This is a genomic window from Altibacter lentus (assembly GCF_000746845.1).
GTDB lineage: Bacteria > Bacteroidota > Bacteroidia > Flavobacteriales > Flavobacteriaceae > Altibacter > Altibacter lentus.
On the sequence record NZ_KN050846.1, the window covers coordinates 2,306,320 to 2,326,948 of the forward strand.

The window sequence follows — 20,629 nt, forward strand, 5'->3', positions numbered from 1 at the left end:
ATGATTCACGTAGTCGAAGGAATCCCGCTGCAAGCGGGATCTCAATCTTTTATAGCCTTGCCGTGACAGTGAATCTATGATTCACGTAGTCGAAGGAATCCCGCTGCAAGCGGGATCTCAATCTTTTATAGCCTGATTTACTGAGGAAAAAAGTATCATTTGGGACATTACTCCCCGATCCGTCGTCTTAGTTTTGTTTACTTTTATTACTATAGCACTGTAAAACAGGATTTTATGTTATTTTGTTCAATCTATTAATTAGTTGGCATGCGGATTGAAAATTACATTTGATTAACGTCGATGGAGTTGCCTACTAAGTAAATAAAATTATATAATAATTAATTTCAGATGGAAGAATTTTTCAGCATACACAAATCAGACATTATCTGGGCAACAGTCGTTATTATCCTCGTTGTACTCCTTCACTTTTTAACCAAAATATTACATAAATGGCTATTAAAACAGGAACGTCTTAAATTCCCAAACGAAAAGGCCACTCCGGTAACTATGATTAAACGAATTCTAAATGCTTTATGGCTGGTCTTAGGTGTGATATCACTTGGTTTTATAATAATCCCAGAAGAAGAGCATGATGCCTTAAGAGGTCATTTTGACTTGGTCCTTTATTTGGGAATAATAGCTGTAGTAACAATTGTAGCTGCAACCACGGTCAATTTGTGGTTTAAACAAGGCATAAAAAATAAAATTGAAATCAAAGACGACCCTACAAATTTCAAGTTTTTGCGGTATCTCGCTGTATTTGGTATTTATTGTTTTGGGCTTCTATTAATCCTACTGGCTTTTCCTTCATTTAAAGGTTTGGCGCAAGCTCTATTAGGTGGTGCAGGTGTAATTGCAATAATAATTGGTGTCGCATCTCAAGAGGCTTTATCTAACCTTGTAGGAGGTGTATTCATAATATTGTTCAAACCATTTAAGGTTGGGGACGTGATAAAGATTACGGATATAATGGTGGGTACTGTAATCGATATTACCTTACGTCATACGATTATTCGAAACTTTGAGAATAAAATGATAGTTATTCCAAATGCTATAATTAACCAAGAGAAGATAATTAATTATGACTTGCTTGAAAAGAAATGTTGTGAGCGTATTGAGATCGGTATTTCATATGATAGCGATATAGATTTAGCAAAAAGTATAATGCAAGAAGAATGTGAAAATTACCCCCTTATCTTCGATAATCGCACGAAAGCTGAAAAAAAAGAAAGGCTTCCAGTTGTTAAAACGGCTGTTATACGCCTGAATGATTTTTCGGTTACCCTAAGAGCATGGGCATGGACAAAAAATTATACTGACGCATTTTTATTGCGATATGCCGTATTGGAGAGTATTAAAAAACGATTTGACATAGAAGGTATAGAAATTCCATTCCCGTATAGAAATATCGTTCTGAAAAAGGACAAATAATTTGATTTTTAAAATATATCTATAATGAAAACATCATCATTCCAATCAACTTTTCGCAACAATCTGAGCTTGCATTGCAAACCGGTGCCATTTTAGCCAAGAAATACGATACAAAGCTACATGTGCTTCATATGTTGGAGCTTTCCGATTCTTTAATTTCTCAGTCTACTTCAGAAAACAGAAAAGAAATGCTGTTTTTATCGGCACTGGCAAAAAAGAAATTTAAACAATTTTTGGAAAAAGGTTATCTAGAAGAAGTAACAGTCGAACCTCTAATTTAGCGTTATAAGGTTTACAACGAAGAAGATCTTGTTTCTAAAGCTGTATGCGCAGATTTAATTATAATGGGCTTCCAAGGTCTTACTCCACAGGATGTTAAATTTGCTGGATCAAATCCGAAAAAATGGTTCGAAATAGCAACACTCATGTGCTAATTGTTAAGACAGAACCCAAAGATTTTAATTTACAAATTGTAGTTTACGCCACAAGTTTGGAGGCAGAAAGCATTCCTGCTTATAAAAAAGCAGTAAATTTATTTTCCACATTAGAGAGTAATGTCAACTCGGTATATGTTAATAGATCTTAAAATGGATTCATAAGTTCAAAAGAGTTTATTGAAAAACGAAATGCATTTGCTCGAGCAGGTGGTACCAAAAAGGTTCAGCTTATTACCGGGCATCCTGTTGAGGATGGTTTAATTCAATATGCCGAAGCGACTAATGCAGATTGTATAATAGTAAGTACCCATGCAAGAAAAGGACTAAATCATTTTTTAAGGAAGTATTTCTGAAGAACTTGCCAACAGCGCACAGTTGCCTGTTACGACTTTTAAATTATAAAGAGTAATTTTTATAGGACACCTTTTATGACAATTATCTTATTATATGACTACAAGTTGAAAAAGTAGTGATGTTTTAATTCAAAAAGTGAATTTCAAAATGAATAGTACCGAAGAAGCTTTAAATGAGCGGATCAAAGAGCTTACATGTCTGTATGAAGTCTCATCCATCATCGCGAACACAGATGCGGTTGCAATTGAGGATACGATACGGGCTATTGCGTTGAGTTTAAAAAAAGGATTTCAATTTCCAAGCGAAACTGAGATAGCTATAGAAACACCGATCTTTAACTATGAAACAGGGGCAATTAATCTTGAAAATAGTGTTACGGCTAATCTTACTATTTTCAACAAAATTGAAGGTAAGATTGTAGCTTCTCACAATAGTTCGAAATCTTCATTTCTAAACGAAGAGCAACCTTTATTGGACAACGTTGCAATTAAATTAGGCAACTTATTGGAGCGTATTGAAATCCAGAAAAATGAAACTTCTTTAAAAAGACAGATGGAGCGGGCAGATCGGCTAGGAATTTTAGGTGAGATTACCGCTGGTATTGCACACGAATTAAATACCCCCCTCGCCAATATTCTTGGCTTCGCAGAATTATTGAAGGATGACCTAAACAAAGATAATCGAGCAACAGATGATATAGATAAAATTATCCAGAATGCTATTTTTTCTCGTGAAGTTGTTAAAAAACTAATGTTTTTTGCTTGCGAAATGCCTCAGGAGATGAAGATAGTCAATATTGTTCCAAGCATCAAAAGTGCTATTGCGCTACTTGATGCCTCCTTCAAAAAAGCTGAAGTAAAATATATCGTAAAAATTGAGGATGAAGAACTTTTTTTAAGAGCAGATATCATTCAACTAACTCAAATTATTTTTAATTTGACAATTAATGCAATTTACTTCTCACCGAAAAATGGAATCGTTACCATAGAAGCTTTCGAGATAAATAATGACATTGTCTTAAAAATAACTGATGAAGGTGTTGGACTTTCAAATGAAGCTTTGGAGAAAGTGTTTCAACCCTTTTTCACCACCAAACCAACCGGAGATGGATCAGGATTGGGCTTGAGCGTTGTTCATGGGATTGTGGCAAGCCACCACGGGGCCATAGTTGTAGAAAACAACCCAAATAAAGGGGCTACCTTCACCGTAAAACTCCCAAAATCTTAATTACTTTGTAACAGTTATGCAACTTAAAAAAGAGAACATATTAATAGTAGATGACGATATCAATATATTAGAATTATTGCAACGGCACTTGCAATCTTGGGACTATCATACATACAAGGCGATTTCGGTAAAGGAAGCCGTTCAAATTTTAAAAGACACGAAAATTGATCTGCTAATTACAGACCTGAAAATGCCAGAGATCGATGGCACGGAGCTGATCAAATTTGTATCAGAACATTATCCCAAATTACCTAAACTCGTTGTAACGGGCTATCCCTCCGTTCAAGATTCTTTAGCTGCCATAAAGTCTGGTGTGGTGGCCTATTTAACCAAACCTTTTACCAAGGATGAATTGGGACAAGCTATCGATAAATCTTTAATAAATAAACACGACACCAAAACAGAATTATCAAAGCAACAGATTCAGAAAGACAAAGGGTATGGTGAAATCATAGGTAATTCTGAAAAGATTAATGACGTAATCCAGATCATAGAACGTGTTAAGGATAACAAAGCTACCATCTTTATCAAAGGCGAAAGTGGTACAGGAAAAGAATTAGTTGCACGGGCTATACATTATCAGGGTAAATTTTCCAGAGCACCGTTTATTGCCGTAAACTGTGGCGGTATTCCTGAAAATTTATTGGAGTCCGAATTATTTGGGTATGCCAAAGGAGCGTTCACAGGAGCTGAAAAAAACCGTGATGGATTTTTTCAGGCAGCAAACGGCGGCACTATATTCTTGGATGAAATAGGAAATGCTTCTACCGCGGTTCAATCTAGATTACTACGCGTGCTTCAAGAAAAAGAAGTCGTAAAAGTAGGGTCTCAAAAGGCAGAAAAGATTGACGTGCGTATCATTGCTGCAACCAATAGCGATCTAAAGAAAATGATTAAAAAAGAAACTTTTAGAGAAGATCTGTTTTATCGTCTTACGGTTGTTGAGATCGACGTTGCCCCCCTTAGAGAGCGTAAAGAAGATATTCCTTTATTGGTGGAGAAATTCCTTTTTAAGTATGGTGTTGAATATAAAGACCGATTTATCAAAATAAGTCCAGAAGCTTCGTCTATTATACAACGTTATGATTGGCCTGGGAATATTCGTGAATTGGAAAATGTGATTCAGCGGTCTGTTATTATGTGTGATAGGATAATAGATGTGGAGCACCTACCCGATTCCTTAAAATTCACGATAGACTTTCCCGAGGATGAATTACTTCCTTTAAAAGAAATTGAGAAACGTTATATTCAAAAAGTCCTCAACGCAACTAATAATAATAAAACGAAGGCAGCCGAGATACTTGGAATCGATAGAAAGACTATCCGGCAAAAACTCCAGGGCTAATCGTAAGTATATAGGATTCGAATTATTAATATGACATTGTTATAGGCTCTGAAATAAAACAATTATTAGAAGTTAAATGATTCTTTAATTCCATCTGTAATATTTGCTACAGGAACGGCAGACAAAATTACCCTCGTTACTCTACTAATGATACCGGCACTAGCATCACCAACTATTCTTCAAACTTTGGCTGCTAATAACAAAAAAATAAAAGAGGCGGTAAGTTCATTCATATTTAGTCTTTTTTAGTTTTTCGAGACAAATCATAATTGACAGCGACAGTCGATCACAACGCATATTGCGTATTTCAATCACTGGGTTAATTAAATTTCCTGTATATCTATAACACTTGAATATCGGTTCATTTTCACTCAGTTGGGGAATTACGCCCCGGGTCATACAATGACCATTGCTCTCTAATAATCACTAAAACCCTTATTCAATAAGGGTTTTAGTGATTATGTACATTTCTGGCACAATCACTGGCATACAGTTTGGCATAAGATATATAAACAATAACAATGTCCTATGAAAACAAACACATTCAATATTTGTCCTACTTGCATCCACAGGGAATATTGCGTAATCACCAATACAAAGAATCAAGTGTGGTCTTGTAGTGAGTACGACGAATTAGCACCCGAAACACGAGTTGAGATCGCACTTATAAATGATAAAAAAGACCGGCCCGAAATGGCAATGGCATAACATTAGAAAACAAAAGAAATGATTTTTTACGAATTAAAAATTTTCCTAGTTAGTAAGAACGAAGAACAAAAAAAACTAAAATTTAATACCCTTGGGACAAGCCCATATAGGTTTACAAGCAAGCGTCATTTAAGAAATAGAGACTTAATAATCAATCCATTTTAAATAATAATATTATGAATGCACTATCAACAATAGCATGCAAGGCTTCTCAAAAGTTTAAAACCAAAAAACCAACGAACAAGTATATCATAGAAAAGTATCGAGAGAGAAGTATTGTCAATCGTCTTTTTAAATAACCACAACTAAAAAAAATCAGCTTTAAACGATTTATAATTATGACAACTATAGCAGCAGAATTAAATAATAAGAAGAAGAAGAAGCAAGCGCCTGTCAGAGGTATGATGGATAATGTGATGGAGCAGTTTAACAGCGCCGCAGATCACATTGAGCTTCATCCAAATATCAGAAAGATATTGAGTATTACCAATAATGAGATCGTTGTGCATTTTCCAGTCAAAATGGACAGTGGTGAGGTCGAAATTTTTACGGGCTACAGAGTACAGCATAACAACGCATTGGGCCCTTATAAAGGGGGGTTGCGTTACCATCCAACCGTAGATATCGAGGCAGCTAGGGCGCTTGCAATGTGGATGACCTGGAAAACATCCCTTGCTGGAGTACCTTATGGTGGTGGTAAAGGTGGAATCCAACTGGATCCTTCAAAATATTCACAAGGCGAATTAGAACGAATTACACGTCGATTCACTTTTGCGCTTGCGGATAACATAGGTCCGGAACACGACATTCCGGCTCCCGATGTTAATACTAACAGCCAAACAATGGCTTGGATTGCAGATACCTATATGAGCACAAGACCGCCTGCTGAACGTACAGCAAATCAACACGTGGTTACAGGTAAACCCGAGGGTAGTGGTGGTCTTGAAGGTCGTGATCGTGCAACGGGCTACGGAGTTTTCTTAAATATCAAATTCTGGGCTGACCGTAATAATGAATCTCTTAAAAATAAGAAATTTATTGTACAAGGTTTCGGAAATGTAGGATATTGGGCATCGTATTTTCTTGAAAAAGAAGGCGCTAAGTTAGTAGCAGTTCAGGACGCTTACGGTAGCATAAGAAATACAAATGGAATTAGCGTTGAGGATTTGTTCAATTATACAAAAGCGAATAAAGGAAGTATTGCTGGATTTCCAGAGGCTTTTGATCTCGACGGTGATAAATTCTTTTCTTCTGAATGTGATATCTGTATTCCAGCCGCACTCGGGAATCAAATCACCAAGGAGAATGCTCCCAAAATAAAAGCCCGTCTTATTGCTGAAGGTGCCAATGGACCAACCAATGTCGAAGGTGAGAAAATCTTATTAAATCGTCGTATTTCTATATTACCGGACATCCTTTGTAATTCAGGTGGGGTGATTGGAAGTTACTTCGAGTGGTTACAGAACCGTAATGGAGAGCTATGGCAACTTGACGATGTAATGATTAAGCTGGATAAGAAGATGAAAGAATCTTTTGATAAGGTTTATGAATACTCACAAAAGGAAGGAATTGATTTACGGACAGCAGCGTATTGTATCGCTATAAAGCGTATAGAAAAAGCCTATATCCAACGTGGGATTTTCCCTTAATAATAAAATTTAAAAATGAACATCATGAAATATGGAAGCTTAATATTAGAAAAAAAAGAATATGTGTACTTAAAACGCATACTCAATGTATCTGGCTATGCAGAAGATTTTGAAACTCAGAAATCACTCCAACGGTTGAGCGAGGAACTTAGGAATGCCCAAATTGTAGATGAGCAGGAAATGCCAGAGGATGTAATTCGGTTCAATAGTAAAATTATGGTGTATTCGGAAAATGGTTGGGAAAGAACACTTCAGTTGGTCATCCCTTCCGAAAAAGATACCAAGCAGGATAAAATTTCCATCCTTACCCCTATGGGGGCAGCACTATTTGGTTATTCACAAGGAGATACCATAGAATGGGATTTTCCTTCTGGCAAACAGCAAATAAGGATTGTAACAGTTACACAAAATGAAAAGAAAAAAAAAATTGAAACATCTTTTTATAAAAATTAGACTATGGAAACCTTTCAGAATGAAATATACAGTCACGATTCTGATATTGACGTAACACATAAGATCAACTCGATTGAATTGGACAACTGGATCAATCATCTAAAATACATCAAGAAAGAGCTAAATAATTTAATTGGCCTTTGTAATACAAATCTGGACCAACGATTGGAGGATATAGAAGTACGACAAAAATTTCAGAAGAAAGAAAATGAAAATGATGCATTATTATCTGCGCTATATAAATATATGAACGCAAGAAGCGAAATCATAGAGTGTGAAGATACCCAGTGTGACATGGCATATATTAATGAGCATGAAAGTTACAGAAGAAGCTATTTATACCATTTGGATAAATATAGAAGATTAAAGGATGAATTTTTTAGTAAGGTGCAGGGCAGATTTACGTTACTGAATCTCACTACCCAAACATAGTGTCATTTGGCAATCGAATTAACATTTCGAGCAAACGCTCATAGAAGACTTTGTATCAAAAAAGATCTTATTGAATTGAGCCAGTGGATTGATACACTATCCAGCATTAATGTTGAGTTAGGTTATTTAATACTTATTGATAAGCAGCTCATTAAGGATAATTCTATCACCGTTGATCTTCAGGGTTTACGCCGAAAGAACACGTTATTAATGGGAACTCTTTGCAGATATGAACAAGAACTGAATACGGAATATGAATTCGGAAAAAAAGAATACAATGTAACTCGGGCAAAAGAGCATGAAAAAAAACGAGATGTCAATTCTGCTTTCATTCAAGAATTTACGCAACTTAAAAAAAGGATGTACATTAAATTAAGCAAGTATCGATGGAGATAAAAAAATGGATTTGATGATAATTTTTATTTTACATAATATTATGAATTATAATAATTCAATTACTATAGCAAAGAAGTAAAGAAATAATTCCAAAATTGTAAATTTAGTCTTTGACAGATGAATCAATTATATATAAATGGAGCAGCCGATAAAGATATTTAGGTTTAATACTGAAGATGCAGTAAAAGTTGCTTCATCAAGTAACGAGCCTCATACTCATGATTTTGAAGAAATTCTTATCGGCATGGATGGTTCTATAGAACATTTTATTGATTTTGAGACTACAATTGTTCACGCTCCATACGTTTGTTTTGTAAGTAAAGGTAAGGTTCATAGAGTAAAACCAATTTTAAAAGATGGCAAGTGCGATGTTTGGGTCATAAGATTCCACAGTGAATTTGTGGCTGAAATTATTTTTCAACTCTACGCCGCCTTTCATAACAATTCCAATATTTTTTGGCCTGTTGAAAGACTTACGGGACGACTACCAGTTTTGACTGAAATGATGTATAATGAATTAACAATAGCAAACCCTAGTTTTTCCATTATTCGTCACTTGCTTAATGCTGTTATATCGATTGTAATGTCAGAAAAACAGCAGCAACAGAGTGCAGTTATTTCTACAAATCAAAATGAAACGTTCACTAATTTTCTTTCTATTTTAGAAGAAAATTTTCGCCGTCCTTTAAGTGTTGGTTTCTATGCAGAAAAGCTATTTATGAGCGCTCGGAATCTTAATTTAATTTGCCAAAATATTCTTCAACAAAGTGTGTCTGAAATCATTGAAACCAGGAAGTTAATTGAAGCCAAGAACTTATTAACTTCCACCGACAAAACCATCGCCGAAATAGCATACGAATTGGGCTATAATGAAAACTCTTACTTCTCGAATGTCTTCAAAAAAAAATCTGGACAGACACCCGGTGAATTTAGGGAAGAGATGAGAAGTCTTTTAACTTCCTAAAGTTACACTTCTACTACCGAAAAGTGTAATACAAAGCATAATCATTCTAAATAAATTTGTAAACAAATAAAAGTTTAATAGAATTTAAATTTAGAAATTATGAAAAATTTTAGAATCCAAAAGATAAGTAAAGAAGACGTGTATGTAAGATATTTCATTTCAGCTCTCTTAATATTAATAGTTTTAACAGGGCAATTGACAGGATTTTCATTCTACTTTCTACTAATATTAGCAGGCATATTATTATTCACCGGCATAGTAGAAAAGAGTATGCTAAAATCAAGGTTTTATCCAGATAAATAAATAACCCGTTTTTGTAAATGAATACCAAAAGATTTAAATAATAATTAGAAAATCGTAATCTATGAAATCTGAAATAAAAAATACACTGATTTGTGACCCAGATACTGGTGTTTGTGAAGTTCCTGCTGTTCCGCCTAACTCTCAAAAAGTAGAAGCCACTAAGGCTGTATTGAAGCCCGTTCGTGTGATTTATTATACAGATCCCATCTGCTCAAGCTGTTGGGGCATAGAACCTCAATTGCGAAAGTTAAAACTAGAGTATGGACATTTACTTAACTTTGAGTATAGAATGGGTGGTTTATTACCCGACTGGAATTATAACAGCGGTGGTATTGGTAAACCGGAAGATGTTGCGCAGCATTGGGACGAAGTCAGCTATTATTTACAAATGCCTATAGATGGTGATGTATGGCTGGAAGACCCTTTGTATTCCTCTTATCCGCCTTCGACAGCTTTTAAAGCTGCACAGCTGCAGGACGACCAAAAGGCAATAGTATTTTTGCGACGACTGCGCGAACTGTTGTTTCTTGAGAAGAAGAACATTACCAAATGGGAACATGTTAAACAAGCGGCACTTTACTCACAGTTGGACGTGAATCAATTGAAAAAAGATTATCAAAACGGAATTGCGGAAAGAGATTTTCTTGAGGATTTGGAACTTGGCCGTCAATTAGGCATTCGTGGATTTCCAACAATCATTTTTATAGATGAAGATGGCAATGAACAACTTATATACGGGTCAAAACCTTACACGGATTATGAGATGGCTATTAAAAAGCTATTACCCACAAGTAAGAAAAACTTCTATGATGATTCGTTGAACAATTTGATGGCCCATTATCCATCACTCACAGTGAAGGAATATGCGGAATTGTCAAATATCAACATTCTCGTAGCGAAGCAAACTCTTGAATCGTTGAGCAGTAAAAAACAACTAAAAAAAACAGTAACCAAGAATGGCAATTTATATAGCCTGTGATTATGCTATATGTTATGAAACCTAGATATACTAAATACCCGGAGTACTGTAATGAATACACAGGAATATGTATTATTCCTGTTCAATTTATAGAACCTATTGTAAGAACAGACATGCATTTACCTAATGAATGTTTTTAGAGTAATTTAATTGTATAATATTAATACAATGAAAGCATACGGAACCTTAACAGAAGCGATCAACGATTTAACTCAAAGAGGCTACACTATCAACTTCAATTTAAAAAGCGATAGTGTTGAGAGCATGACAAACCATTTGAAAATTAAACCTGATGAATTTGAAATTGATGAGGTACATCGTTTTCAAGAAATGTCTGATGTTGACAATGAGAGCATTTTATATGCTATTTCCTCCACCTTATACGATGCGAGAGGTTTATTGGTAAATGCTTATGGGATTTATGCGGATACAACATCAGCCGAACTGGTTTCGAAACTTGATAAGCATATCAAATAGTATAGTTTACTAAAGGAAACTTAAATAATTAAAATTACTCAACAATAGTCAATTTATACCACTACCTAAAATTCAAAGTGTTTTTAACCGTGGGAATGACTTATTAGACCTTCTGTTTCCCAATATTACAATCTTCCTGCCTAAAAGTGTAAGTTATAACACTACCCTAATTACGAACTTTGTTTCATTAAAAAGTAATAACATAAAAATATATATTATGGGAAAAGATGTGAAACGATTAGAGAATAAAGTGGCCATTATAACTGGTGGCGCTGGCAGTATTGGAAAAACAACAGCCAAACTGTTTTTAGAACGGGGTGCAAAAGTTTTTTTGGTAGACCTCAATAAGGACTCACTAAAAAAGGTAGCAGATGATTTAGGAAGTAAAAACATTAAATATGCTGCAGCCGATGTTACCAAGTCAGAAGATGTAAAACGCTATGTAACTGAAGCCGTCAATGCATTTGGCAACATAGATATATTCTTTAATAATGCCGGCATTGAAGGCGTAGTGAAACCAACCGTAGAGTATCCGGAGGATGTATTTGACAAAGTGATTGCCGTCAATGTGAAGGGTGTTTTTCTTGGAAATAAGTACGTTTTGCCAAAGATGAATGACGGTGGAAGTGTGATCCTTACAGCCTCGGTTGCAGGAATTGCAGGCAGTCCGAATGTCACAGCCTACATCGCAAGTAAGCACGCTGTCGTAGGAATGATGAAGAACCTTGCAATAGAGGTGGCTCCACGTAAAATTCGTGTAAATACCATCAACCCATCGCCTGTTGATAATAGAATGATGCGCTCGTTGGAAGCTGGCTATAATCCTGATGATGCTACTGAAATGAAGAAGACTTTTGAAAATTCAATTCCATTAGGAAGATACGCAGACCCGATTGAAATTGCACAACTCGTTCAATTTTTGGCAAGTGAAGAAAGTAAATTTATTACTGGCACCACGCAGGTAATTGATGGAGGAATGAACGCATAATTATTAGGGTCGCTAACTAATTACAGTTAATAAGGGTGTATGGGTTTGATTAGTTTAATGTCAGCCTCGTAGTTAGTTTTAAATCTATCCGCAGCCTTTGTTTGATGACATGCGTTGGTTGATTTGCGGCCCTTTCATTCAAATAAAATAAACATTTAGGAAATTAATAACATGCAAGCCATTAATAATAAATGATGAGAAAAATTTTAATAACTGGAGCATCGGGAAAATTAGGAAAAAGTGTTGTGAAATTTTTAGCGGAAAAAATATATGCTAAAAATATAGCGGTACTGTTAAGAGACAAACATGAGGAATTGATAAAACAATATAAAAGCAAAAACTTTGATGTGAGAGTTGCTGACTATGATAATTTGGCTAGTCTAAAGCTTGCCTTTCATGATATACAGGTGTTATATTTTGTTTCAGGAAATGATATCGAAAACCGTTTACCACAACACAAGCATGTTGTAGAAGCTGCAAAAAGTGCTGGTATTAAAAATATTATATACACAAGCACTGTCAGAAAGGATGACAGTAAAACAGCTCCTTTAGCCACAGTCGTTGGGTCACACAAACAAACTGAAGAATGGATCAAAGCATCCGGAATTACGTACACCATATTAAAACATAATTTATATTCTGAAGTAATTAAAATGTTTATTGGGGATAAAGAACAATTGTTGAAATCTAAAACCATTTATTTACCAACTGGGTTGGGTTCTGTTGCTTTTGCGCCAAGAAATGATTTTGCAGAAGCAGCAGTAAATATTCTATTGAATTTAACTAATTATGAAAATGAGATTTTAGAGTTTAACGGTAGCGAAAAATTGAACTTTGTTGATATTGCAGCGACCATTTCTAAAATTGTTAAAGTCCCTATTGAGTATATATCCCTAACTAATTCTCAATTTGTGACAAAAATGACAGAATTAGACATGCCAGTTTCAATAATTGGTATGTTAAGTGCATTTAGTTTAGGCATAGCAAATGAAGAGTTTGATCAACAATCTAATGATTTGGAAACTGTACTAAAAAGAAAAACACAACCCATCTATGAATATTTAGAGGAAGTCTATAAATAATATAATATAGCGAAAAAGTGTGTGAGGGTAATAATGTCACTCTAAAGATGGGTCAAAATATTCTGGTTTCCTAATTCTATAATTCAATTACCTAAAACTATAATACTAGGACTCCTGCAGGAACTATCTTTGTATCAGATTACTAACGTAAAAACAAATATTATGAAAGCGACAAAATGGGTATTAGACCCGGCACACAGTGAAATAACTTTTAAGGTAAAACACCTTATGATTTCTCACGTAAAGGGGGAGTTTAAAACTTTTGATGCGTCCATTGACGGAGAAGATTTTAGGTCTTCCAATTTTAATGTAAATATTGATGCCACTTCTATCTCAACAAATAATGATGACAGAGATGCACATTTAAAAAGTCCCGACTTTTTTGAGGTTGAGCAATATCCAGAAATCACATTTGTGAGTACATCACTAAAAAAAATTGATGACAACGAATTCAAATTAATTGGTGACTTAACCATAAAAGGAACTACCAAAGAAATAGCATTAGACACCGAATTTGGAGGTTTTATGAAAGACCCTTATGGCAATGAAAAAACAGGCTTTTCCATTAATGGAAAACTTAACCGAAAAGATTTTGGATTAAACTGGAATGCGGCTTTAGAAGCCGGTGGTGTTATGGTTGGAAATGAAATTAAGGTTAATGCAGAAGTTCAATTTGTAAAACAAGTGTCATAATAATCCATGAAATGGATAGAAAACAATTTGTCAAATCCATGGCGCTATTACCATTATTAGGCTTCAGTATGACTTTGAAAGATTTAAATAAAATGACCTCTTCCATGAATAGTACAGGAAAAATGCCTGTACTATTCTTGGGTCATGGAAGCCCTATGAATGCTATTGAAGAAAACGAATTTGTGGCAAGTTTTAGACAATTAGGAAAAGAGCTGATACGACCAAATGCGATACTCTGTATTTCGGCACATTGGGAAACCAACGGGACTTATGTTACCGCTATGCAAAACCCAAGAACTATTCACGATTTTGGAGGCTTCCCTCAAGCTCTGTTTGATGTCCAGTATCCCGCTCCTGGAAGTCCGGAATTGGCAAAAGAAACGAAACATATCATTAATAGCACACACGTAGGATTTGACGATAAATGGGGACTTGACCATGGGGCTTGGAGCGTTATAAAACATTTATATCCTAATGCAGACATTCCTGTTATACAAATGAGTATTGATTATACGAAGCCCTCCAAATACCATTATGAGTTGGCAAAAGAAATTAACAGTCTACGTCATAAAGGTGTTTTAATTATTGGAAGTGGAAATATGGTTCATAACCTACGTAAAGTGGAATGGAACAGGCTCAATGAAGAATTCGGATATAGCTGGACTATTGAAGCGAATGAAAAGATGAAACGTTTTATATTAAATGGAGATCATCAAAGTCTTATAGACTATAAATCACAAGGGAAGGCCTTTGATTTAGCTATCCCAACACCAGAACATTATATGCCTCTGTTATATACATTGGCATTAAAAGAAGAAAATGAAACTATAGAATTATTTAACGATAAACCTGTTGGTGGAGCACTTACAATGACTTCTGTTAAAATAGGTTAGAACAACAAAATTATAAATGATGGATACTATTGATTTTAAGTCACGTGCAGTAAATTTTACATTATTGGTTTTAAGAGTTGGAATTGGATTATTGATGCTGGGTCACGGCATTCCAAAACTAGAAATGTTGATTATTGGTGATATTCAATTTCCAAGTGTTATGGGAATGAGTCCAACTATTTCATTGCTTTTAGCAGTCTTTGCAGAAGTTGTATGTTCAATTTTACTTCTTATAGGCTTATTAACAAGGTTTGCGACGATTCCCTTGATAGTAACTATGTTAACAGCTGTGCTTGTAATTCACGGCAATGATCCTTTTGTAAAACAAGAATTGGGAATTCTTTACTTAATTGTTTATTTAACTTTGTTTATGCTCGGTAGTGGAAAGTTCTCGTTTGACGGATTATTTAATAGTTATAAACTAGTTAGTTAATATCGCTTGATAAGCACAACCTATTCACGATTTTAAATCTTATGAATCCTCAAAATAAAATAATTATTAAATCACTTGAATTATTTGAAGTTTATGGTATAAAACAGGTTACAATGGATGATATCTCTGAAACAATGAGTATTTCAAAAAAAACATTGTACATACATTTTACTGGAAAAAAAGAATTAGTAAAGGAGGTCGTTCAATTTCTTTTTAAATTACACTTTACAGCTATAACCAAAATAATAGATGATAATATTTCCTCAATCCAAAAGATAAAAAAGATTTATGAATATGCATTAAATTACCTAATGAAAGTGACTCCTACTTTTTACTTAGATTTAAAAAAATATTATGCTGATAGTTATAAAGTTTATGACCAAAATCGCAACAAAATAATTTTTGGAATTATAAAAGATCTTTTGGACAAAGGACAGTTAGAAGGGACAATAGATAAATCATTAAATACAGAGCTGTTCTGTGAATTTCATCTTACTAATTTCGATCGAATTAGTGCCTATGAATCCTTATCAATTGATAGTAATCCAAAAGATCTATTAAACAATTCCATAGGTGTTAGCTTAAAAGGAATAATTAATCATTCTGAAAATAACACGATCGTGAAGCATTAAGATGTTGTGTTGTCCCGATAGCTATCGGGATCTCAATCTTTTATAGCCTTGCCGTGACAGTGAATCTATGATTCACGTAGTCGAAGGAATCCCGCTGCAAGCGGGATCTTTTATCCACAATAGCGTTGATAACGGCGGATAATAGTGAAGTTGTGTTGTCCCTATGGCTTATTCTAGAACCTAATCCGCTGCCACCATAACTTTTACCTATTTCTAACCCAACATAGGTCACTTCATTACCCAGTAAAAGAGCATAACAGCCTTTTCGTTCATTATGGGGCAATTCACCTTTAAAATACCATGGTGATGACCAAACAGGACGATTAACATCCAAACACCAAAAAGTATCAAAAAATTCATCTGTTTTAAGCTTAAGCGCATCAATAGTCACCATAAATCAAATATTATGAACAGATAGATACTATATTATACAAGTAAGAGAAGAACTGTTCCGGCAACTTTATTTAGATATAATTCGTATTTTGGTAGTATAAAGAAAATGATATGTTGACGAAATCAAAATTGAAAGAACAGATTGAAAATTTTCCCGAGGAATTTTCGATAGATGAACTTGTTGAACGATTAATACTAGTTGAAAAAATTGAACGCGGTAATCTTCAATCTGAGAATGGAGAAACTATTTCAGAATCAGATTTGGATAATGAGATTGAAAAATGGTTCGAATAAATTGGACTTTACAGGCTACCACTGATTTAAAAAATATTGCTGAGTATATTTCAAAAGACTCAAAGAAGTATGCAAGATTTCAAGTCATTAGAATTAAATCACGGACAAAAGTTTTGAAGTCTCGAAGCTACGCCGGAAAAATTGTTCCTGAGATTGAAAAACAGAATATTAGAGAGTTGATTGAAGGTAATTATAGAATTATTTATAAAGTAGTTGATAATGATCGGATTGATATATTGACGATACATCATTCCGCAAGAGATTTATTACGAAGAAAAATATAATAAACACATACTAAAAAAGACTTTTCCTATTAATGGTGAGGTTTTTATTTAGTGAGACAGCGAATCTTCGATTCACGTAGTCGAAGGAACCCCGCCGCCATACCAAAAAAAAGCTAGCCCTCTCAAACGTTAATTCAAGAAGGCTAACTTCCAATATAATCACTAATTTACCTAACAAAATTGTTAAGGAAATACGGTAATATTAGTTGGCTGAAGCGATCAATTCTTTTGTTTCATTGCGAACAAGCGCATACGCCACACTGTTGAAATTATTATGAGCAACTTCATTAAATAACTCCATAGCTTTTGCCTCGTCACCCATCATCTTATACGTTCTGGCCATCATGTATTGAACATAGACATTATCCTCATTCAATGTCGCTAGATGTTCGAGCGCTTTCTCGTAATTACCTTGTTCGTAATTAACCACGGCATGAACCCGATGATACAATCTGAACCTATTCGGATTATCTACATCCTTCAGGATCTCTTTGATGGCATCGGCTTTCAGTAAAGCTTCTTTGTAGTCACCTTGTGTGGCAGACACAATAGCGTCCCAGTAATGCATAGATGCGGTTTGGTACTTGGTTGTAATAGGACTGTTTACTTCACGGCTAATTTGATCGGACATCGGTTTCATCATAGCCACCAATTCCTTGAGGTGTTCGCCATCACCATAGTGCATCGCGATCATTGCACAATCTGAAACACATCCCATTTTCACCCCATTTTTATTGCTCTCGGGAATATCCATAGAATCGAACATCTTTGCCCCTTCCTCAAGAAAGGCCAATGCTTTTTTATGATCCCCCTCATACAGGTACGTATAAGCTTCGAAGTTATAAGAACCGGTGCCAAACTCACTAACAGCCCGGGCATCTCTAAAATTTTGCCGTGCAAGATCATAGTGCCCCATAAAGGTATTGGCATGCCCCGCTTTTGAATGTGCAACTTCGTTCTTTGGGTCCAGTTTGGCAGCCATTTCATAATTTTCAAGGGCCATTTCAAGATTGTTTTGCGCACGATACGTATCACCCAATCCAATTCTGGCCTGCGAACTTTGCGGCAATTTATGCACCCACATTTGCATATAACGCTGTGCTTCCTCAAAATCTTTTGGGGAGATAAACAAATACGAATTGCCAAGAATGGAGACGGCCGGAGTATAACTGGAATCCAGTTCAATGGCCTGCTTCCATAAATCTCTGGCCTTTGGCTCATTATCCCGGCCCGAATAATAGCCCGCTAAATAATCCAGAGCCCTGGCCGACTTAGGATACTTTGTGACCATGGTAGTAACTATTTCTAGCTCTTTATCAGAATCATCGGCCATACCGGCTTCCAGCAGGTCCATGTTTAGAAGATCCGCCTCACTTCCTTTATTGCGCATCGCAAGGAACGCATCCCTGTTCTCTGCCCATTCCTTATTCGAACTACTGGTAAACGCTACATACATATGTCCGCTCACAAAATCCGGGTCCAGCGCTACGGCTTTTTTAAAATGAGGCCGGGCATTGACGATATCTCCCTCGTCGTATAGTTGTAAGCCTTTCATAAAGGCTTCTAAGGCTTCATCGGTGGTTGCCCCTACCGGAATATCATTTTCCGGGAATACAACCTTCGGTTCTTCCGGTTGTTTGCACGATGACATAAGAACGAGTGTGATTACCATCACAAACGCTAAAGGTGTGTTGAAAAGTTTCATGATCTGTTGGTTTAGTTAGTTTTTTGTGTAGTATAGTTGTAAGGTAGTGTATTTCAAGCAGATAAGTGATAAATACTGAAGTTATTTCAAATTAAGAATCGTACGGTTTTATAGGATGCTGCGTAAAAGCACACCGGAAGCTCATGAGATCGTTAGATATCTGCCGGGTGGTGAAGGCACACATAGGAGTGCCAATTCCCACAGTTGGTGTCAAAACCAATGACAATTTGGTGGGAGAAGACGGGACCTTTCATCCACCAAGGGCAAGTTTTTTGTAAACTACTTATTAATGAGATATTTATCGTAACTTTTTCAACCGGAATCGCTTTCTGTTGAAATAGATTGCCATTCTAAGAGACCCTCGCACTTAAAAAAAAGGGAGCGGACATGACGTTCTGTTTTCAGAATAGTAGATACCTTATGCCTCCGCGACGGATACAAGGGGAGAAGGCTCATAAATAAGACACCTATGAACAAGCATCACGTATTTTTTAGCTACTCCAGAGAGAACTCCGACTTCGTACTCGAACTCGCAAAGAAACTCCGAAATGCCGGCGCCCTGGTCTGGCTGGACCAGTTAGACATTAAAACAGGGGAGCGCTGGGACAAGTCCATTGAGCAGGCACTGTCTGCCTCAGATGTCCTCATGGTGGTACTATCCAAAGCTTCTGTGGAATCCAATAACGTGATGGATGAAGTTTCGTACGCCCTGGAAGAGGGTAAAAAAGTGCTGCCCATACTGCTGGAAGAGTGTGACGTCCCCTTTCGCTTGCGGCGCTTGCAGTTTGCCGATTTCAGTCAGAATCCGGAAGACGGGATGAAAGTGTTGATCGCGGCTCTGGATCTGGATCGTGATAAAGTGGCCCCTGTAGCCGAAGGATCCACCCTGGCCAAAACGGTGGCCGAAACCCAAAAAACAACGGGCACTTCAAAAACAGCCGATCCCGGGGTCGCCACGCCCTCCCAAGTACAAAATGCACCCATACATAGGGAAGCGACGCCCTCCGCGGCCGCCTCCCGAAAGCCTTTTCTCTATATAGGGATCGCCCTCCTCGCCGTAGCAGCGATATGGGCGGTGTACCATTTCACTTCCGGACAAGGCACAGATAAAATGGCATTGTGTAAGTCAGATTGGACCGAACTGGAAACTGAAATGTCCGGTGGGGAAGATTTCAACGAATTGGCGGCCCTACGCAGGCATATCGAATTATATGCACCCTGTCCGCATCAGGACGAAGCCATGGATCGCATCTCCTTCCTAAAGGCCATGGGCGGGGATGCCGGAACGACAACTGCCATAGATACGGTCGATGGCACTACCCCGGCAGCCTCCACCACCTCCGGGGAGGGAACATCCAATGGAAGTACGACCAATGAGAAGAGCCAGACAACAACTAAGAACAAACCGGCGGACGTGGTGGAGACGGTGGTAAAGGCACAGCCGCTTACCGGAAGGAACGTGACGCGCGTAGCGTATGACGGCGGCTATTTTAAAGAGCTGTCGGCCACGGAATGGGTGGAAATAAACAACGACAATGAGCGGACCTTTAAACTCTTAAAACGCGACGACACTACCATCTATCTGGGCGAAGGCCCCGATGTACGCCTCACCTTGGACCTTGGCAGGTCGATCATTTACTATGCAGATGCCAATACCGAACGCTTTCACCTCTATACCATCACCACGACCTCCGGGAAAGAGAATTGAGGAGATAATACATAGGGTGTAGCCTGCTTGGGAACGGAATTTTCTTGTGTCCCATATAGGCAGGATTTTAATAATTCTATTCAGGAAATAACAGAAAGGCATGGATTGGCGTAGTCATAGGAATCCCGCAAGCAACCTTTACTAGACGGTTATTGAAGAACCGTAAAGGGTAGTGTATACATTAAGGGCACAATTTTTAATAGCGTAGTGCATCAAAACTTAATAATTAGGGAGTTAGGTCTCTAAATGATATTTACCCTCACAGTTGCATTTAGAGAATTACAATAGTTAAAAGCGTCATTAAAAAATACGCTGCCAAACGGTGCTACATTGGCAGACCCTATATAGACCCGTTCTCCGTTTAAATAA

At 36.6% G+C, this 20,629-nt stretch carries 25 protein-coding genes; 23 read left to right on the plus strand and 2 right to left on the minus strand.

Annotated elements, in window-relative coordinates:
- Positions 1-348 precede the first annotated feature (348 nt).
- From JS40_RS10685 to JS40_RS14850, 19 genes are all read left to right on the plus strand, one after another.
- Positions 349-1,431 (plus strand): mechanosensitive ion channel family protein, encoded by a 1,083-nt coding sequence (locus JS40_RS10685; protein WP_034260439.1) that lies wholly within the window; start codon positions 349-351, stop codon positions 1,429-1,431.
- A gap of 38 nt (positions 1,432-1,469) precedes the next feature.
- A complete protein-coding gene (locus JS40_RS15580) occupies positions 1,470-1,712 on the plus strand; it encodes a universal stress protein (RefSeq protein ID WP_262482558.1) in 243 nt (80 codons plus the stop codon).
- A 386-nt stretch (positions 1,713-2,098) separates the two neighbouring features.
- On the plus strand, positions 2,099-2,221 hold the full coding sequence (locus tag JS40_RS15585) for a universal stress protein (protein WP_233273976.1): 123 nt from the start codon (positions 2,099-2,101) through the stop codon (positions 2,219-2,221).
- Positions 2,222-2,369: 148 nt separating this feature from the next.
- Positions 2,370-3,449, plus strand: a complete 1,080-nt coding sequence (locus JS40_RS10695) for a sensor histidine kinase (RefSeq protein ID WP_034260441.1) — start codon at positions 2,370-2,372, stop codon at positions 3,447-3,449.
- A 16-nt stretch (positions 3,450-3,465) separates the two neighbouring features.
- Positions 3,466-4,794 carry a sigma-54-dependent transcriptional regulator gene (locus JS40_RS10700; RefSeq protein WP_034260443.1) on the plus strand — a complete coding sequence of 443 codons (1,329 nt, stop codon included), beginning with the start codon at positions 3,466-3,468 and terminating at the stop codon, positions 4,792-4,794.
- Positions 4,795-5,322: 528 nt separating this feature from the next.
- A complete protein-coding gene (locus JS40_RS15370) occupies positions 5,323-5,502 on the plus strand; it encodes a hypothetical protein (RefSeq protein ID WP_152558171.1) in 180 nt (59 codons plus the stop codon).
- Between the two features lie 338 nt (positions 5,503-5,840).
- Positions 5,841-7,151, plus strand: a complete 1,311-nt coding sequence (locus tag JS40_RS10705; protein WP_034260445.1) for a Glu/Leu/Phe/Val family dehydrogenase — start codon at positions 5,841-5,843, stop codon at positions 7,149-7,151.
- 24 nt (positions 7,152-7,175) lie between these two features.
- Positions 7,176-7,604 carry a GreA/GreB family elongation factor gene (locus tag JS40_RS10710; RefSeq protein WP_034262373.1) on the plus strand — a complete coding sequence of 143 codons (429 nt, stop codon included), beginning with the start codon at positions 7,176-7,178 and terminating at the stop codon, positions 7,602-7,604.
- A gap of 3 nt (positions 7,605-7,607) precedes the next feature.
- The gene (locus JS40_RS10715) at positions 7,608-8,036 is read left to right on the plus strand and encodes a hypothetical protein (protein ID WP_034260447.1); all 429 of its coding nucleotides are present in this window, start codon (positions 7,608-7,610) and stop codon (positions 8,034-8,036) included.
- A 6-nt stretch (positions 8,037-8,042) separates the two neighbouring features.
- On the plus strand, positions 8,043-8,432 hold the full coding sequence (locus tag JS40_RS10720; RefSeq protein ID WP_034260449.1) for a hypothetical protein: 390 nt from the start codon (positions 8,043-8,045) through the stop codon (positions 8,430-8,432).
- Between the two features lie 136 nt (positions 8,433-8,568).
- A complete protein-coding gene (locus JS40_RS10725; RefSeq protein ID WP_034260452.1) occupies positions 8,569-9,396 on the plus strand; it encodes a helix-turn-helix transcriptional regulator in 828 nt (275 codons plus the stop codon).
- Between the two features lie 364 nt (positions 9,397-9,760).
- A complete protein-coding gene (locus tag JS40_RS10735; protein WP_034260455.1) occupies positions 9,761-10,678 on the plus strand; it encodes a DsbA family protein in 918 nt (305 codons plus the stop codon).
- Between the two features lie 168 nt (positions 10,679-10,846).
- Positions 10,847-11,155: a hypothetical protein gene (locus JS40_RS10740; protein WP_034260457.1), complete on the plus strand. Its 309-nt coding sequence runs from the start codon at positions 10,847-10,849 to the stop codon at positions 11,153-11,155.
- Positions 11,156-11,372: 217 nt separating this feature from the next.
- The gene (locus JS40_RS10745; protein ID WP_233273961.1) at positions 11,373-12,143 is read left to right on the plus strand and encodes an SDR family NAD(P)-dependent oxidoreductase; all 771 of its coding nucleotides are present in this window, start codon (positions 11,373-11,375) and stop codon (positions 12,141-12,143) included.
- Between the two features lie 191 nt (positions 12,144-12,334).
- Entirely contained in the window at positions 12,335-13,225 is an 891-nt protein-coding gene (locus JS40_RS10750; protein WP_233273962.1) for an NmrA family NAD(P)-binding protein, read from the plus strand.
- Between the two features lie 162 nt (positions 13,226-13,387).
- Complete coding sequence (locus JS40_RS10755; protein WP_034260459.1) at positions 13,388-13,918, plus strand: YceI family protein; 531 nt, start codon at positions 13,388-13,390, stop codon at positions 13,916-13,918.
- Between the two features lie 68 nt (positions 13,919-13,986).
- Positions 13,987-14,811 carry a 4,5-DOPA-extradiol-dioxygenase gene (ygiD, locus tag JS40_RS10760; protein WP_034262381.1) on the plus strand — a complete coding sequence of 275 codons (825 nt, stop codon included), beginning with the start codon at positions 13,987-13,989 and terminating at the stop codon, positions 14,809-14,811.
- Between the two features lie 16 nt (positions 14,812-14,827).
- Positions 14,828-15,244: a DoxX family protein gene (locus tag JS40_RS10765; protein ID WP_034260461.1), complete on the plus strand. Its 417-nt coding sequence runs from the start codon at positions 14,828-14,830 to the stop codon at positions 15,242-15,244.
- A gap of 41 nt (positions 15,245-15,285) precedes the next feature.
- Positions 15,286-15,876 carry a TetR/AcrR family transcriptional regulator gene (locus tag JS40_RS14850; protein WP_051957560.1) on the plus strand — a complete coding sequence of 197 codons (591 nt, stop codon included), beginning with the start codon at positions 15,286-15,288 and terminating at the stop codon, positions 15,874-15,876.
- A 40-nt stretch (positions 15,877-15,916) separates the two neighbouring features.
- On the opposite strand, the gene JS40_RS10775 is transcribed toward JS40_RS14850, so the two are convergent.
- Positions 15,917-16,270 (minus strand): hypothetical protein, encoded by a 354-nt coding sequence (locus JS40_RS10775; protein WP_034260463.1) that lies wholly within the window; start codon positions 16,268-16,270, stop codon positions 15,917-15,919.
- Between the two features lie 110 nt (positions 16,271-16,380).
- On the opposite strand from JS40_RS10775, the gene JS40_RS10780 reads away from it, so the two are divergent.
- Both JS40_RS10780 and JS40_RS10785 read left to right on the plus strand, forming a co-directional pair.
- Positions 16,381-16,563, plus strand: a complete 183-nt coding sequence (locus JS40_RS10780) for a hypothetical protein (protein ID WP_034260465.1) — start codon at positions 16,381-16,383, stop codon at positions 16,561-16,563.
- Complete coding sequence (locus tag JS40_RS10785; RefSeq protein ID WP_034260467.1) at positions 16,551-16,847, plus strand: type II toxin-antitoxin system RelE/ParE family toxin; 297 nt, start codon at positions 16,551-16,553, stop codon at positions 16,845-16,847. The genes JS40_RS10780 and JS40_RS10785 overlap by 13 nt, the downstream gene beginning before the upstream one ends.
- Positions 16,848-17,049: 202 nt before the next feature.
- Here the strand turns inward: JS40_RS10785 and JS40_RS10790 are convergent, their stop codons facing one another.
- Positions 17,050-18,552, minus strand: a complete 1,503-nt coding sequence (locus JS40_RS10790) for a tetratricopeptide repeat protein (RefSeq protein ID WP_084677485.1) — start codon at positions 18,550-18,552, stop codon at positions 17,050-17,052.
- Between the two features lie 143 nt (positions 18,553-18,695).
- Between JS40_RS10790 and JS40_RS15645 the strand changes: the two genes are divergently transcribed.
- Positions 18,696-18,830 (plus strand): sedoheptulose 7-phosphate cyclase, encoded by a 135-nt coding sequence (locus JS40_RS15645; protein ID WP_160172969.1) that lies wholly within the window; start codon positions 18,696-18,698, stop codon positions 18,828-18,830.
- Between the two features lie 191 nt (positions 18,831-19,021).
- On the plus strand, positions 19,022-20,260 hold the full coding sequence (locus JS40_RS10795; RefSeq protein ID WP_034260471.1) for a toll/interleukin-1 receptor domain-containing protein: 1,239 nt from the start codon (positions 19,022-19,024) through the stop codon (positions 20,258-20,260).
- The last annotated feature ends 369 nt before the right edge of the window (positions 20,261-20,629 follow it).

Excerpts from the sequence above, each read along its gene's own strand:
- JS40_RS10685 (WP_034260439.1), top strand. The coding sequence starts at position 349 with ATGGAAGAATTTTTCAGCATACACAAATCAGACATTATCTGGGCAACA.
- JS40_RS10695 (WP_034260441.1), top strand. The coding sequence starts at position 2,370 with ATGAATAGTACCGAAGAAGCTTTAAATGAGCGGATCAAAGAGCTTACA.
- JS40_RS10700 (WP_034260443.1), top strand. The coding sequence starts at position 3,466 with ATGCAACTTAAAAAAGAGAACATATTAATAGTAGATGACGATATCAAT.
- JS40_RS15370 (WP_152558171.1), top strand. The coding sequence starts at position 5,323 with ATGAAAACAAACACATTCAATATTTGTCCTACTTGCATCCACAGGGAA.
- JS40_RS10705 (WP_034260445.1), top strand. The coding sequence starts at position 5,841 with ATGACAACTATAGCAGCAGAATTAAATAATAAGAAGAAGAAGAAGCAA.
- JS40_RS10710 (WP_034262373.1), top strand. The coding sequence starts at position 7,176 with ATGAAATATGGAAGCTTAATATTAGAAAAAAAAGAATATGTGTACTTA.
- JS40_RS10715 (WP_034260447.1), top strand. The coding sequence starts at position 7,608 with ATGGAAACCTTTCAGAATGAAATATACAGTCACGATTCTGATATTGAC.
- JS40_RS10725 (WP_034260452.1), top strand. The coding sequence starts at position 8,569 with ATGGAGCAGCCGATAAAGATATTTAGGTTTAATACTGAAGATGCAGTA.
- JS40_RS10735 (WP_034260455.1), top strand. The coding sequence starts at position 9,761 with ATGAAATCTGAAATAAAAAATACACTGATTTGTGACCCAGATACTGGT.
- JS40_RS10740 (WP_034260457.1), top strand. The coding sequence starts at position 10,847 with ATGAAAGCATACGGAACCTTAACAGAAGCGATCAACGATTTAACTCAA.
- JS40_RS10745 (WP_233273961.1), top strand. The coding sequence starts at position 11,373 with ATGGGAAAAGATGTGAAACGATTAGAGAATAAAGTGGCCATTATAACT.
- JS40_RS10750 (WP_233273962.1), top strand. The coding sequence starts at position 12,335 with ATGATGAGAAAAATTTTAATAACTGGAGCATCGGGAAAATTAGGAAAA.
- JS40_RS10755 (WP_034260459.1), top strand. The coding sequence starts at position 13,388 with ATGAAAGCGACAAAATGGGTATTAGACCCGGCACACAGTGAAATAACT.
- ygiD (WP_034262381.1), top strand. The coding sequence starts at position 13,987 with ATGACTTTGAAAGATTTAAATAAAATGACCTCTTCCATGAATAGTACA.
- JS40_RS10765 (WP_034260461.1), top strand. The coding sequence starts at position 14,828 with ATGATGGATACTATTGATTTTAAGTCACGTGCAGTAAATTTTACATTA.
- JS40_RS14850 (WP_051957560.1), top strand. The coding sequence starts at position 15,286 with ATGAATCCTCAAAATAAAATAATTATTAAATCACTTGAATTATTTGAA.
- JS40_RS10775 (WP_034260463.1), bottom strand. The coding sequence starts at position 16,270 with ATGGTGACTATTGATGCGCTTAAGCTTAAAACAGATGAATTTTTTGAT.
- JS40_RS10780 (WP_034260465.1), top strand. The coding sequence starts at position 16,381 with ATGTTGACGAAATCAAAATTGAAAGAACAGATTGAAAATTTTCCCGAG.
- JS40_RS10785 (WP_034260467.1), top strand. The coding sequence starts at position 16,551 with ATGGTTCGAATAAATTGGACTTTACAGGCTACCACTGATTTAAAAAAT.
- JS40_RS10790 (WP_084677485.1), bottom strand. The coding sequence starts at position 18,552 with ATGAAACTTTTCAACACACCTTTAGCGTTTGTGATGGTAATCACACTC.
- JS40_RS15645 (WP_160172969.1), top strand. The coding sequence starts at position 18,696 with ATGAGATCGTTAGATATCTGCCGGGTGGTGAAGGCACACATAGGAGTG.
- JS40_RS10795 (WP_034260471.1), top strand. The coding sequence starts at position 19,022 with ATGAACAAGCATCACGTATTTTTTAGCTACTCCAGAGAGAACTCCGAC.